The sequence below is a fragment of the Stenotrophomonas sp. 115C5 genome (assembly GCF_056861055.1).
This window is the reverse complement of the sequence record NZ_JBSPUQ010000004.1, coordinates 220,959-234,634: the sequence shown is the minus strand read 5'-3', so window position 1 is coordinate 234,634 and position 13,676 is coordinate 220,959. Positions and strand designations below refer to the sequence as shown.

The following is a 13,676-nucleotide window of genomic DNA, read 5'->3' as shown; positions in this document are numbered from 1 at the left end:
GGAATGGATGTACTTGGAAGAGAAGGTGACCCAGGCTCAGCCGCCGCGGCGGTCGAGCTTCTGGATAGGCCCGGTCCACCCCCACAGCGCAGCCAGCGACAGCGGCACCAGCGCGGCAACGAGGATGAAGATCGGGGCGTAGGAGTGGCGGGTCAGCACCGGCACCAGCCAGGTGGTGATCAAGGTGCCGGCCACGGCGGCCAGGCCCCCCAGGCCCGCCAGCGTGCCCACCGAGCGGCCGTCGAACAGATCGCCGGGGAGGGTCTGGATGTTGCCGATGGCCACCTGGAAGCCGAACAGCACGGCGGCGATCGCCAGCACCGCCAGTAGCGGCTGGTTGGCCAGCACGGCAGCCAGCAGGGCAGGGGCCATGATCACGCAGCCCAGCGTGATGGCCAGCTTGCGGGCGCGGTCCACGCTGTGCCCGGCACGGATCATCCGCCCGGACAGCCAGCCGCCGCTGAGGCTGCCCAGCATCGCGCCGACAAACGGCACCCAGGCGAACAGGCCGATCTGCTTGATGTCGAAGCCGAAGGTTTCGGCCAGGTAGATCGGCAGCCAGGACACGAACAACCACCAGATCGGGTCCAGCAGGAAGCGGCAGGCGAGCATGCCCCAGCTCTGCCGATGGGCCAGCAGCGAACGCACGCTCACCTTCGGCGCGGCGACATCCTGCTGCCCGGTCTGGTCTTCCATGATCAAGCGGCGTTCCGCATCGCTCACCCACGGGTGCTTGTCCGGGCCGGCGCGGTAGACAAACAGCCACGGCAGCAGCCACAGGAAGCCGATCGCACCGACCAGCACGAAGGTGCCGCGCCAGCCCAGCCACAGGTACAGGCCGGCGATGGCCGGTGCGGAGACAATCGCGCCGATCGACGCACCCGCGTTGAACACGCCCTGCGCCAATGCGCGCTCGCGTGCCGGGAACCACTCGGCATTGGCCTTGACCGCGCCGGGCCACGCACCCGCTTCGCTGATGCCGAGCATCGCCCGCACCAGGCTGAAAGACAGCATCGAATGGGTGATCGAGTGCAGCGCAATGGAGATCGACCACACGCTGATCGACAGGGCGAAACCGAGGCGCGTTCCGATCATGTCGAACAGGCGCCCGAACAGGAACTGGCCGGCGGCATAGAACAGCATGAACACCGTCACCAGCAGGGCGTAGTCATCCTTGGTCGCGCCCACTTCCTTGGCGATTTCCGGCCACATCACTGCCAGTGCGTTGCGGTCGATGTAGTTGATGACCGTAGCCACGGCGATCAGGCCCACGATCAGCCAGCGCACTGCTGAACGCACCGGCACCTTGCGCAGGTTGGCCACCACCGCAGGGCCGTTCATTTCGCGTCCCCCTTGCTGCGGTCCATGCGCGCGTGGCTGCCGCTCCAGCGGTAGGCATGGCCGTCGACGGTCACGCTGTGCTCGCCCTTGGCGCTGCTGTCATCGGCCACGCCCAGCGCGATGCGGGCTCCACTGGCAAGGCGCAGCTCGATCACCTCGGCATCGCTGCTGCGGGCGCGAACGATATCCTTGATGCGGCTGTCGGCGCCGTGCACGTACTCGGCGGTGCCGTTGTACTCGCCATGAGGCTCCAGCACGCTGAAGAAGGTCACGTCCTTCTGGCCTTCCACGCGCTGCAGCAGGGCGGGTTCGCGGCGCAGGTTGAATTCCGGGTCGTTGGCGCCGCTTTCCACCAGCAGCGCCTGCGCTGGCGCACTGCTGGCAAAGCGGTAGGTGTAGAAGCGGCCATCCAACAGCCAGGCCAGCGAACGCGGTTCGCTGCCGGGTTTGCTGCGTGCATCCAGCCACAGGTGCTGGTAGCCGTTGTCCTTGCCCAGCACCGGGCGCTGGGCGGGGAAGTGTTCGGCCTCGAAGCCGGTGGTGATGATGTGGCCGTTGAAGTGCAGCGGCAGGTCGTAGCGGGCGGCCTTGTCGCCGTGTACCTGCAACAGATCCAGCACCACTGGCAGGCCCAGGTCGGGGTGGCGCAGCAGCGCCTGGATGCGGGTGAAGATCACGCCTGGATACGCATCGCGCATCGTTGCCGAGGCGATCTGGGTATCGGCATCGGCCTGGAAGAAGCGCATCTGCGGGGCATGCTCCTCGCCGCGCTTCCAGTCGCCCTTGAAGTGGCTCTGCTCGTCCACCACCAGGGTGTTGTGGGCCACGGTCTGCTTGGCCCAGCTGCGGTTCTCGGCCAGGTAGATGCCACCACGCTTGGCTTCCACGTTGAGGAAGCGGGCCGCGCCGTAGTCGGTCACCACCGGGTTGCCGTTGTCGTAGAACAGCCAGTTGAGCTTGTCGAAGTGGCCGTGTCCCATGCCCTGCATGGTGTCCTTCTGCACCAGCGCCTGGCCGCGCTCGCCGTTCATGCGCAGAATGGCCAAGCCGCCGCGGTCGCCGTCAGGGCCGTCGCGCAGCAGCATCGGCCTGTAGTCGAAAGGCTTGGCCTTGTTCGCCGCCAGCGCCTGCGCCACCTCCAGCCCTTCGGGCGAAAGCAGCAGGCGCTTCTGCTGCTGGGCCACCGACAGCAGGCGGTCATCACCGGTACGCGCATAGGCGATGCCGATGCCGGCCACCAGCTCTTCGGTGTCGATGCCTTTGTCCAGGATGGCGTCGTTGATCGGGAAGAACAAGCCGTTGTAGCTGGACTGCACCAGCACATCCACGGCCTTCAACAGCACGCCGTCACGGCGCGCGAAGATTTTCCGCTGCGGTTCGTTGCGTTCTATGGCATTGGCGAACAGCAGGAACGGCGCCAGTGCATAGCGCTGGTAGTAGGGGCCTTCCTCGTAGTAACCATCGGGCGAGAACAGCAGGTCGATCTGCCGAAGGAAGCCGAATTGATCGTCCTTCCGGCTGCCGCGCAGGGATTTCTCCACCAGCTCAGGGTCGCGCAGCACGTAGCCGGTCATGCCGGTGGCGGCCACCGCCCAGGTGGCGTGGTTGTGGATCTGGTCGTAGTTCTTCGGCTCACTGACGAGGAACTCGGCCATTGGCCGGAACACCTTCGATTCGATGGTGTTGCGGTCGTTGGCGGACAGCGCGTCGCGGATCGCGTCGTAGCCCTGGATGGCGTTGACCAGCCATACCGAATCGTTGAGCACCTGCCAGAACACGCGCCCGGGAATCTGCCCACGGCCTTCCGGGTGCGGGCCCAGCGTCGGGTAGAGCTGGGCATACTGCAGCAGCATGTCGCGCGCATAGTCCACGTAGGCCCTGTCGCCGGTCAGCCGGTACAGCGTGCCCGCCGCCAGCAGCGCCTGGTAGTTGCGCTTGTGCTGTTCATGGGTGCGCCCGCCGCCCTTGTCCTTGGGTACCGGCACGTCGATACCGGCTTTCATCATCTTCTTCAGCGTCGCCTCGGTGCGCGCCTGTTCCTTGGAAAACCACGGGTAGCGGCGGCCTTCGCTGGCCATCTGCTGCCACTGTGCGGCGGTGACCAGCACCGGCGCGGCCTCGGCCTGTCGCACGGCAGCAGTGGGGGCTGCGAACAGCGATGCGCTCGGCAGCAGGGCGAAGGGGGCGGCCAAAGCCAGGGAAACGAACAGCGGCTGCAACCTCATCGATCAACTCCATTGCGGGTGCGTGACAGGGCAACTTCGCCCGCCTTGGGATACCAGGCAACGCCGGTCGCCTCGCGCGCGGTCATCGCCAGGGCAGGATCGGCACCCACGGCGGGCAGGGCAGGCGTGGCAACCCACAATCCGCTATCAGCCTGCTGCAGGCTGACACCACGGCTCTCTACGCCTCCCGGGAACACAGTGCTGGCTGCCGGCGACTGCACGTTGCCACTGAAGTCGATACCGGCCAGCGAACTGGCGGCGTTGGGCGGGTTCCTGCTGGTGCGGTTGACGATCAGGTTGCCGGTGAAGCGGCTGTTGCTGGCGGCCACCACGATGCCCTTCGCCTCATCATGGCCGACGCCGAAACTGATCTTCGCCACGTCCACGAAGGTGTTGCGGCTGATCGTGGCATTCACCACCGGCGCATAGCCGGACAGCGGCGGATTGGCCTGCGCATCCATCACCGCCAGTGCCGAACGGTTGCTGGACCCGGCCAGTCGTTCGAAGTAGTTGTTGCTGACGGTCTGGTCGGCGTTGATGATGCGTACGCCGCCGGTGCCGGCCTTGTCATCGCCGAGGAAGACATTGTCGATCACCCGGTTGCCATTGCCGTGGCGCAGGGTCAATGCGCCGGCCGAACGATAGAACACGTTGCCGCGGTAGGTATTGCCGCCAGACTTGTTGGAGACGATTTCGGTCTCGCCGTCGCAGCCTTCGAACCAGTTGTTCTCCACCGTGCTGTTGGAATTGCTCAGTGAGGTGTCACTGGTGCCGACGCGAATCGTTTCACCGCCGTTGACGCCCAGCGCTGGGCGTGGGCCGAACCAGTTGTGGTCGATGCGGTGCTGGTTGTCCAGGCCCTGGGTGGCATCGCGCACCACCACCACGGTCGGCCCGGCATTGGTCTTGCCGCGCAGCTGGCTGTGATCGAGGCGGTTGTGGCTGCCATAGAAGGAAACCCAGTAGTCCTGGTCGCTGGCATCGGGGTTGGTGTAGTCGTCGATCACCAGGCCGGTGACGCGGCTGTTGCTGGCGACGGCCTTGCTCGACTCGCGGAATGCCACCACCGCATCACCCGGTGCGTAGCCGTTGCGGAACACCAGGTTGGACACCTGAAGGTAGCTCCCTGCCAGGCGCAGGTCCGAGCGCCCGCTGAGCACGACCTCGCCGGCGGTCTGCGCGCGCAGCACGATCGGCGCGGCTGCCGTGCCCTGGCCCTTCAGCAGCAACCGGGCGTCGGTCCAGATGCCGTCAGCCAACACGATCTCATCGCCGGGCTGCAGCGTCGAGGCGGCTGTAGTGAACTCAGCAACATCGTGGACGAGCCAGCTGGTTGCACTTGCAGCTGAAGTGGTCAGGCACATGACCAGACCAGTGGCCAGGCAAAACAGTGATGGATTGTTGGACGGGTGACGCGCCAGCGAGTGAATGCGCATGAAATCCTTCCAGGGACGGCCCGGCCGTCGTTTCAGGGTGGGTCTGCATACCACTTTCGGGTCTGTTGTAAGCCAGCCTTCGCGCAAAGTCATGCTGCAGAAGCACATTAAATTGCGATCAACTGGTATGGATCAAAGGCATTTAAACATTTGCATACCAATTGGTTGACATTTTCATGTCACCGTGCCGAAGCTGCGTCCCACGCCTGGCATGCAGGCGATCCTTTGGGAGGAGGAAACCATGCGGCGATCCGCCGGAGCAGTGCACAGCATCTCGTTGTCCCCCACACCCCTGATCGTGGCGTTGCTCGCCGTGCTGGCGGGCCTGCCCGCGGCCCAGGCGCAATCCAGCAGGGACGCGGCAGGACAGGATCCCACCACGCTGGACCAGGTGCAGGTCACCGGCATCCGCGAATCGATGCAGAGTTCGATCAACAAGAAGCGCGACGACACCGTCATTGCAGATGTGCTCTCGGCCGATGACATCGGCGACCTGCCGGCGCCCTCGCTGGCCGATGCGATCGAGACCCTGACCGGCGCCGCTTCGACCCGCGACAAGACCGGCGCCTCGGAAATCTCCATCCGCGGCCTCGGCGCCTTCCTCAGCAGTACCAATTTCAATGGCCGCGAAATCACCAACGGCAGCGGCGACCGCTCGGTGAACTTCAACATGTTCCCCGCCGAGCTGATCAATACGGTGGCCATCTACAAGACCCAGCGCGCCGACATCATCGAAGGCGGCGTGGCCGGTACCATCGGCCTGGAAACAGTACGGCCATTGGAATACGGCAAGCGCTCGGCGCAGATCGATCTGCGTGGCAGCTGGGCCGAGTATGACAAGAAGTACCGCGACGACGACGGCATCGGCTACCGCGGCACCGCCAGCTACATCGACCAGTTCGAGTTCGGCAACGGGCAGAAGCTGGGCATTTCGCTGGGTTTCCAGCGTCTGGACGGTACTGATCCGGAAGAGAGCATCACCAGCGGTTCCACCTGGTATGCCTGCGATGGCACGCAGAACGTGGGCAATGCCAACTGCAATGAAGTGTCCGCGCAGGCCATCGCCAACGGCGCGCCGTACTACCTGGTGCCAAGCAGCCGCATCTACCGGCTCAAGCAGGAGCGCAACGACCGGCAGAGCGAGTTCGCCGCACTGCAGTGGCGGCCCAATGATGTGGTTGAAGTGAACCTCGACTTCGAACACACCGAGCGCAACTGGTACGAGAACCGCAGCGATCTGAGCCTGTCCAATGCTCGCCGCGGCATCACCCAGCGCGAGGTTGACGAGGACGGTATCGTGCGCCACCTGCACGGCAGCACCTCGATTGATTCCACCTCAAACCGCTACTGGCGTGGCGAGGAATACACCGGGGGTGGGCTGAACCTGATCCTGCGACCGACCCCGGCCTGGGAGCTGTCCACCGATCTTTCGTACTCCCACACCAATCGCCTCGACAGCGAGCGCATGACCCGCCTGCGCGCCAACCAGCGCGACGTCAACAATGCCGTCGTGCCCGGCATCAGCAGTGGTGCCACCGGCTACGTGGACTATGACTGGGACTGGCACGGCGAAGTGCCCAGTGTTGCCCTGGCGCCGAACTTCGACCCCACCAACTGGGACGCCTACACCGGGGCGGCGCGGGTGACCTCAAGCGCAACGGAGAACGACCATAAGATCAAGGCCGGCCGCTTCGATGCCAGTTTCATGCCCGAGTCCGGTTTCTTCACCCGCATCAAGGGCGGCGTGCGCGCCAGCCAGGCAGACTACCGCCTGCGCGACAACACCCTGGTAACCGACTACGACCAGCGCGTGGCGACCGACAAGGCGAAGATCATCGCTGCCAATCAAGCTTGCCGTGCACCATTCCCCCAGGATGACTTCATGGATGCCGCCAGCGGCAACACGATCTCCTCGTGGGCGTACTTCGATCCGAACTGCCTGTACCAGTCGTTCCGTGGCAGCCTCGACAGCGGGCTGGATCCGGGTTTCCAGGATCCGAACAATGTCGATATCACCGAGAAGACGCGCGCGCTCTATCTGATGGGCGAGTTCAGCAGCAGCCTGTTCGGTTTGCCGGTGACCGGCAACCTCGGCCTGCGCTGGGTCAAGACCGATGTCCGCTCCGAAGGCGTGCGTACCGGTCTGCGTATCGAGGACAACGGTGACGGGACGATCCGCCTGCAACCCACCGGCGAGTACAGCACGCAGGTGTTCAAGGCGGGCAACGACAAGCTGCTGCCCAGCCTCAACGCGGCCTTCGAACTCCGCCCGGACGTATTGCTGCGGGTCGGTGCATACCGCGCGATGTCACGGCCGGACATCGCCGCGCTGGGTGCCGGGCGCACCATCAACGTGAGCAGTGATGCCACCTACGGCAATCTGGCCGACGCGCTCGATGACATCAGCGCCAGTGGCAACCCCGCTGCGCAGCCGCTGATGTCCTGGAACGGTGACCTCTCCCTGGAGTGGTACCCGAACCCGGACACGATGCTGGCCGGCGCGGTGTACTGGAAGCAGTTCAACGGCGGCACCGCCACGGCGCTGGTGCCGGAGACCTACACCATCGACGGCCAGAGCGTGACCGTGCCGGTGCGCCAGCAGGTAACCACCGACGAGGACAGCACGCTGACCGGCTTCGAGCTGACCGCCACCCATCGACTGTCGTACCTGCCCAAGCCGTTCGACGGGCTGGGCTTCAAGGTCAGTTACAACTACGCCGATGCCGACTACCGGACCCAGGACTCGCGACTGGGCGAGCAGCTGGCCAGTGATGGCACGATCATTCCGGCGATCGTGCCGCCGGCGGGTCTCAGTGGCTTCTCGCGGCACGTCCTGTCAGGTTCGATCTACTGGGACGTCGGACGTTTCAACATTCAGGCCATCGGCAAGTTCCGCTCGCACTACTACCAGGACTTCACCGGCAATACCGCGCAGCAGAACCGCTACTACGATGACAACACCAGCGTGGACCTGCGCCTGCGCTACCGGGTGAACAAGCAGTTGTCGCTGTCGCTGGAGATGATGAACCTGACCAATGAGCCGCGCGTGGCCTACCAGCCGCTTTATGGGAACTTCCGCGAAGTGGTGACCTACGGGCGGCGTGCGTATTTCGGTGTACGATACAAGTTCTGAACAGGGCGGCGCGGCCAGTGGTCGCGCCGTCGCTCCAACCGGACCCTTGCCGGCCGCGGTGGCAGGGCAGGGACCCGGAGGGAATCGCCAAGGGTCAGCCGCATGTCCGCCAACCGCCTTTACCAGACCATCGCCGCCAAGCTCCGCAAGCTGATAGAGGACGGCGAATTTCCGCCGGGCTCGCGGCTGCCGGGCGAGCGTGAACTGGCCGAACGGTTCGGTGTCAGCCGGGTCACCATCCGCGAAGCCGAGATCGCACTGGAAGCACAGGGCTGGATCGCCATCCGCATCGGATCGGGCGTGCATGTGAAGCCGCGTCCGACGCAGGCGTCCGGCGGGCTGCCGGATGTCAGCGCCTTTGACCTCACCGCTGCTCGCGCGGTATTCGAAGCCGAGGCTGCCGCGCTGGCTGCCAGCAATCTGGATGATGCCGGCATTGCCGAGTTGCAGGCGTTGGCCGAAGCGCTGTGCCGTCGCGACCTGAGCGATGCGGAAGCAGGCGAGTACGATCGCCGTTTCCACCTGGCCATCGCACGGCTTTCCGGTAACCCGGTGGTGGAGTTTTTCGTGCAGCAGATCTGGCGCATGCGCAGCGAACTGCCGCGGGTGACCGAGGTCTATGCACGGGTCTGCCATGATGATGGCGCCAGCCGTGCCGACGAGCACATGGCGATCTTCGAAGCCTTGCGTGCGCGTGATCCGGTGGCCGCGCGCAATGCCATGCGCCATCACTTCCAGCGCCTGTTCGAAGCCATGCTGCAGGCGACCGAAAGCCAGGCGCTGGAGGAGATCCGCCGCCGCACGCAGCAGGACCGCGAACGGTTCATGGCGACGACGCGTATCTGAAAGGCGTTCTGCGGGCGACGACCTGATGTGGCTGGCTACCGCCGTCGGGCTTGATGCCCACGGCCTTTCTACACCGCTGGAACCGTGATCCGCTGCAGATCCAGCTTGGCCCTGAGCGCATAGTGCTTGCGGGTGACCGGCACGGTGCAGGTCAGGCTTGGATCCAGGTAGTCCTTGAACATCGGCGGTCGCGAAGCGCCCAGATAGAACGGCCGATCCTGCTTCACTGCGGCTGGCAGCAACACGTCGGACAGATCACTGTCGGACGCATCGGTCACCAGGCAGGGGGCATGGCGGAAGCCGAGCCTGCGCAGCAGGTACAGCCGGTGCGAGCCGTTGGTCAGGATGATCCGGCGGCCAATACGTGTGGCGCTGATCAGGTTGTCGCTGAAACCGAGATAGATGACAAGGGCGTGGCTGGCCGCGCCGAACGGCTCGTAACCGGCGATGGTGCGAGGGTCGATCGTCGCCACGTCGAGGAACCGCAGGTCATTGGACGCAGATGCGAAAGTGTAGCTGCCATCGGACTGGGTAAAGCGCACCTCCGGATGTGCGTGGCGTCCACGTCGCGCCACCAGTTCCATGATCTCGCATGCATCGGGTGACGCGGCCGTGGCCGCTGCAAGCTGATCGATGTGGCGCAGGTTGATGCACTCCTGGAAGACCACCAGCCGGTCGATCTCCACCATCTGCCAACTGCGGGGCACCACGCTCGTCATGCGGTGCATCGAGGGTTGGCGAAGCGCCTGCTCGGCCAGTGGCCGCATCTCTTCCGGCAGGGCGAGGACGTCCATGGCATCGGCGTGGTCTGCTTCGTCGTGATGAAGGCGACGCACCAGGGCGCGGGCTTCCCGCCACTGCTCCACCAGCATCGCTTCGTCAAAGCTTCCTGGTGGGCAACGCTCCCTGACGAAGCGGATGAACTTCGGCAGCGGAAACAGGCCCTTCAGCAGAAGGGTGGAATCAAGGCCATCGTCATTGATCTCGGTGGGCATCCATCTCGCTCTCTTGGGAGTCGCTGCAGCGACGCCCGATCACGGTCGGCCGTCACACCAAAATAATATGTTATATCGTAACATTTACGTGCCTTGGCGGCAATCGTCCTGAAACACGCAGGGCGACGCTGGCTTGGCCGCTGTGCATTCGCTGCATCGCGTGGGTGCATCCACTGACTAGAGGAGATGTTCATGAACGAACTGATTGAGCTGGGCGTAGTGGCTGGTGAGCAGAATCACGAAGATCAGAGTGAACTGATCGAGCTGGGCTCGGTGGTTTCCGAAACGAAGGCGCACAACCACGGCACGTTGTGGGATGGCGTCTTCCCGACCACCTCGCCCTGATCCATCGCACCCTGCATGACCTGCGGTGCATGCCCCCCGCATGCACCGCTCTGATGCCTGCAGCAGCATGAGATCACGCTCGCGATGGACCAGCCTGAAACCACCTACTTTCTTTCGAAGCACGCACATGTCTGTGTGACCGGTGACGCAATGGTCATTCTTGATCAGGCCTCCGGCAGCTATCTCTCCATCGATCGGCGCGGAGCGGCGGCGCTTGGCGGGCTGGTGCAGGACTGGCCCCTGGCTTCCGATGGAGCGCCGAGCCCGAGGATGCTGCAGTCGCTGCTTGATCGGCGCCTGATCACCCAGGATCCGCTGCGTGGCAAATCCGCAGCAAGCGCCGAAATCGCGTTGCCCCGGCACTGGGTGCGCGAGGGCGAGTCCCGAGGATGTCCGCCGATCACGGCCCGCGATGTGCGCCGGTTCCTGGCCTCGGTCACGCGCGCGGCCTGCAGCAGGACGTTCCTGCCTTTCAGCTACACGGTGTCGGCAGCCCGCAGGCGCGGTCAGGAAGCTACGCCGGGCGAGGTGGATCTGCAGCAGCTGGCCCTCCTGGTCCGGGTGTTCGATTGGTTGCGACCGATCGCCTTCAGGAAGACCGATGAGTGCTTCCTCTACTGCCTGGCCATGCGTGAGTTCCTGTCGCGGTACGGCATCGTTCCGGCGTGGGTGTTCGCGGTGCGGACCCAGCCGTTCGCAGCGCATTGCTGGTTGCAGCACGGCGACCAGGTCCTGACCGACATCCCCTTCAACCTGCGCCGGATGACGCCCATCCTGGTGCTGTAACCGGCCTGAGGCATGTACCGATACATCGCTCTGTTCTGGAACGAACATTCCGAATCCGCTCGTGCGCAGGCTTTGCAGGCCATGGAACGGATCGAGGCAGACCGCCCCGGAATCGCCTGCGTGATGAAGGGCAGCGGCGGCGCCATCTATGCCCAGACCGACAACCCCGGCTACTTCGAGTGCAGCCGGTCCGGCCCGCTGGTGGTACTCGGCAAGCTGTTCCACAAGGTGTTCGCCGCCGATACCGTTCCCGCACAGGCATTTCCCGATGCTGCCTCGGCAGACGCCGCCTGCAGTACGCAGGGCAGGAGCCTGGTGGAGCAGTACTGGGGGCGCTACGTTGCCGTGGGCTACCAGCCGGATACCGCCAGCTGGTTCGTGCTGCGCGATCCGACGGCGGAGATTCCGTGCTACATGACCACGGTCGATCAGTTGACGGTGGTCTTTTCGAGCATGGAAGACTGCCTGCTGCTGGGAGTGGGTGACTTCAACGTCGACTGGTCGTTCCTGTCCTACTCGCTGCTGTTCCCGTTCCGTGACGGCCTGCAGACAGGCTTCGAGGAGGTCACCGCGCTCGAGGCGGGCGAGGCAGTGACGATCCGTGATGGCCGGCCGATCGGCCGGCACTACCAGTGGGATGTGGTGCGGCAGGCCAGTGAAGCGCCCATCGAAGATCTGGAGGAAGCCGTGCAGCTGGCACGTGCAACGCTGCTGGGCTGCATTGGTGCGCTGGCGAGCCAGCATCGATGCATCCAGCTTCAGTTGTCCGGCGGGCTGGACTCCTCCATCGTCCTCGCCGGCCTGCTGCATGCACCCTCCGCACCGGAGGTGAAATGCGTCCATCACTACGATGCCGGCATTGGTGCCGATGAGCGCATGTTCGCGCGCATGGCCGTTGCCGGTGCCAGTGAATCCTCCGGAAGAAGCTGCGAGTTCGTCGAGTACCAACGGCAGCCGCACTGCTCGCTGGAAGAGATCATGGACTTCCCGCGAACCGCGCGTCCTGCGCATTGCTCGGGTTACCTGCTGCATCGGCGCGACGTGGATGTCGACGCGGACACGGTGCAGTTCACCGGTGTCGGCGGCGATGCGGTCTTCCTCCGCTTCAAGGGCAATGCCGCTGCCATCGATTATGCGTGGCGGCGTGGGATCGACCGCGACTTCTTCCGTGTCGCGTTCGAAACTGCGCAGTCGGGCGATTCGCTGTACGGGGTATTCAAGGATGCCTTCGTCCATGGCATGTTCAAGAAGCCAGGCAGCATCAACGGCCGCTGGGGCAACCCGTGCGAATGGGTGAAGGTGGATGCGTCCGAACAGGATGGCCTGCCGCCGGCCTGGCTGCGGCATGCACGCGCACAGGGGTACAGGCTGTCTCCGCACAAGCTGGCGCATATTGGCCGGATGATCTTCCCGACCAGCGTGCTCGATCCCTTCGAGGGTGCAGGACGCTGGCACGGCGTATCACCCATCAGCGCACAGCCTGTGGTGGAACTGTTCGCCCGCCTGCCGCTGCACCTGCTGATGGCCGGCGCGGAAGACAGGACGATCGCGCGTCGTGCACTGCAGGGCCTGCTGCCGCAGGCGCTGCTCTCGCGCAAGGTGAAGTCCTACCTGGACGATCACTCGGTGGCCGTCACCCAGCGGCATCAGCAGTTCATCAGGGGCCTGCTGGTGGATGGCCTGCTGGCCCGGCGGGGCTACATCGACAGCGCATCGGCCGACGCGGGCATCCGCAGGGTCAGCCCCGATCACTCATCCCAGGTGCTGGGCATCTTCGGTCCGCAGGTCAACATCGAAGCCTGGCTCAGGCGCTGGATGGGCGCGCCAGGCATGCCCGCAGCCGGCGTGGCCTAGGTGCTCCGGCTCATTTCCTCAAGGTAGAGGCTCTCAAGATCATTGGCGGTGATCGTGCTGGCATCCAGCGTCCTGCGCAGCCTGCCGGCCTGCATCAGTCCGATGGTCGTTGCCACTTCGCGGGCACGGAACAGATCGTGGGTGGCCATCAGGATCGCCGTGCCGCGGTCGCGCTGGCGCACGATCAGCTCGTGGAATTCGGCCGAGGCGGTCGGGTCCAGGCCCGACGTCGGCTCATCAAGGAGCAGTGCCCTGGCTTCCTTGATGATGGCCAGCGCGATGCCCACCTTCTGGCGCATGCCCTTGGAGTAAAGCCCGACGCGTCGCCCGAATGCCTCGGGCGCCAGCCCGGCCGACCTGAGCGCGTCCTTCAGCCGTGCGGACGAGCGCTGCTCCACCGCAGCCAGGCGCGCGAAGTAATCCAGGTTTTCATAGCCGGTCAGTTCGTCATACAGCGCCACGTTCTCCGGGATGTACAACAGGCGCCGGCGTACCTCGTGTGGCTGCTGCCAGGCACTGAGCCCATCAACCTCGGCGGATCCGGAGGTGGGTTCGAGGAAGCCCAGGAACAGCTTGATCGTGGTCGATTTGCCGGCCCCGTTGGCACCCAGCAGGCAGAAGATCTCGCCGGGGCGCACCGTGAAGCTCACATCATCCAGCGCCCGATGCGTGCCGTGTTCCTTGACCAGATGCGTTGCAGTCAGCATGTGTGATG

General features: G+C 64.8%; 10 protein-coding genes. 5 read left to right on the top strand and 5 right to left on the bottom strand.

Annotated elements, in window-relative coordinates:
- Positions 1 to 36 precede the first annotated feature (36 nt).
- The 3 genes from AC13FN_RS07960 to AC13FN_RS07950 are packed head-to-tail and all read right to left on the bottom strand — an operon-like array spanning position 37 to position 5,002.
- The gene (locus AC13FN_RS07960; protein WP_049409651.1) at positions 37 to 1,341 is read right to left on the bottom strand and encodes an MFS transporter; all 1,305 of its coding nucleotides are present in this window, start codon (positions 1,339 to 1,341) and stop codon (positions 37 to 39) included.
- Positions 1,338 to 3,566, bottom strand: coding sequence for an oligoalginate lyase (locus AC13FN_RS07955; RefSeq protein ID WP_478412561.1), 2,229 nt, complete (start codon positions 3,564 to 3,566; stop codon positions 1,338 to 1,340). Before AC13FN_RS07955 ends, AC13FN_RS07960 begins: the two co-directional genes overlap by 4 nt.
- The gene (locus AC13FN_RS07950) at positions 3,563 to 5,002 is read right to left on the bottom strand and encodes a polysaccharide lyase 6 family protein (RefSeq protein ID WP_482984448.1); all 1,440 of its coding nucleotides are present in this window, start codon (positions 5,000 to 5,002) and stop codon (positions 3,563 to 3,565) included. The genes AC13FN_RS07955 and AC13FN_RS07950 overlap by 4 nt, the downstream gene beginning before the upstream one ends.
- 241 nt (positions 5,003 to 5,243) lie before the next feature.
- Between AC13FN_RS07950 and AC13FN_RS07945 the strand changes: the two genes are divergently transcribed.
- Positions 5,244 to 8,135, top strand: a complete 2,892-nt coding sequence (locus tag AC13FN_RS07945; protein WP_413408130.1) for a TonB-dependent receptor — start codon at positions 5,244 to 5,246, stop codon at positions 8,133 to 8,135.
- Between the two features lie 102 nt (positions 8,136 to 8,237).
- Entirely contained in the window at positions 8,238 to 8,981 is a 744-nt protein-coding gene (locus AC13FN_RS07940; protein WP_032127248.1) for a FadR/GntR family transcriptional regulator, read from the top strand.
- Positions 8,982 to 9,049: 68 nt separating this feature from the next.
- Here AC13FN_RS07940 and AC13FN_RS07935 read toward each other — a convergent pair whose 3' ends face one another.
- Positions 9,050 to 9,976, bottom strand: coding sequence for a hypothetical protein (locus AC13FN_RS07935; protein WP_329764435.1), 927 nt, complete (start codon positions 9,974 to 9,976; stop codon positions 9,050 to 9,052).
- Positions 9,977 to 10,168: 192 nt separating this feature from the next.
- Here AC13FN_RS07935 and AC13FN_RS07930 point away from each other — a divergent pair, with 192 nt between their 5' ends.
- The 3 genes from AC13FN_RS07930 (at position 10,169) to AC13FN_RS07920 (ending at position 12,961) form a co-directional block, all read left to right on the top strand.
- Positions 10,169 to 10,321 carry a hypothetical protein gene (locus AC13FN_RS07930; protein WP_162531805.1) on the top strand — a complete coding sequence of 51 codons (153 nt, stop codon included), beginning with the start codon at positions 10,169 to 10,171 and terminating at the stop codon, positions 10,319 to 10,321.
- 84 nt (positions 10,322 to 10,405) lie between these two features.
- Complete coding sequence (locus tag AC13FN_RS07925; RefSeq protein ID WP_010485615.1) at positions 10,406 to 11,107, top strand: lasso peptide biosynthesis B2 protein; 702 nt, start codon at positions 10,406 to 10,408, stop codon at positions 11,105 to 11,107.
- A gap of 81 nt (positions 11,108 to 11,188) precedes the next feature.
- Positions 11,189 to 12,961 carry an asparagine synthase-related protein gene (locus AC13FN_RS07920; RefSeq protein WP_482984449.1) on the top strand — a complete coding sequence of 591 codons (1,773 nt, stop codon included), beginning with the start codon at positions 11,189 to 11,191 and terminating at the stop codon, positions 12,959 to 12,961.
- Here AC13FN_RS07920 and AC13FN_RS07915 read toward each other — a convergent pair.
- Positions 12,958 to 13,668: an ABC transporter ATP-binding protein gene (locus tag AC13FN_RS07915; RefSeq protein ID WP_248853508.1), complete on the bottom strand. Its 711-nt coding sequence runs from the start codon at positions 13,666 to 13,668 to the stop codon at positions 12,958 to 12,960. The two genes, AC13FN_RS07920 and AC13FN_RS07915, sit on opposite strands and share 4 nt — an antisense overlap.
- Positions 13,669 to 13,676: the final 8 nt, after the last annotated feature.

Bases quoted from the DNA above. Each gene is read 5' to 3' on its own strand.
- AC13FN_RS07960 (WP_049409651.1), bottom strand. From the start codon at position 1,341: ATGAACGGCCCTGCGGTGGTGGCCAACCTGCGCAAGGTGCCGGTGCGT.
- AC13FN_RS07955 (WP_478412561.1), bottom strand. From the start codon at position 3,566: ATGAGGTTGCAGCCGCTGTTCGTTTCCCTGGCTTTGGCCGCCCCCTTC.
- AC13FN_RS07950 (WP_482984448.1), bottom strand. From the start codon at position 5,002: ATGCGCATTCACTCGCTGGCGCGTCACCCGTCCAACAATCCATCACTG.
- AC13FN_RS07945 (WP_413408130.1), top strand. From the start codon at position 5,244: ATGCGGCGATCCGCCGGAGCAGTGCACAGCATCTCGTTGTCCCCCACA.
- AC13FN_RS07940 (WP_032127248.1), top strand. From the start codon at position 8,238: ATGTCCGCCAACCGCCTTTACCAGACCATCGCCGCCAAGCTCCGCAAG.
- AC13FN_RS07935 (WP_329764435.1), bottom strand. From the start codon at position 9,976: ATGCCCACCGAGATCAATGACGATGGCCTTGATTCCACCCTTCTGCTG.
- AC13FN_RS07930 (WP_162531805.1), top strand. From the start codon at position 10,169: ATGAACGAACTGATTGAGCTGGGCGTAGTGGCTGGTGAGCAGAATCAC.
- AC13FN_RS07925 (WP_010485615.1), top strand. From the start codon at position 10,406: ATGGACCAGCCTGAAACCACCTACTTTCTTTCGAAGCACGCACATGTC.
- AC13FN_RS07920 (WP_482984449.1), top strand. From the start codon at position 11,189: ATGGAACGGATCGAGGCAGACCGCCCCGGAATCGCCTGCGTGATGAAG.
- AC13FN_RS07915 (WP_248853508.1), bottom strand. From the start codon at position 13,668: ATGCTGACTGCAACGCATCTGGTCAAGGAACACGGCACGCATCGGGCG.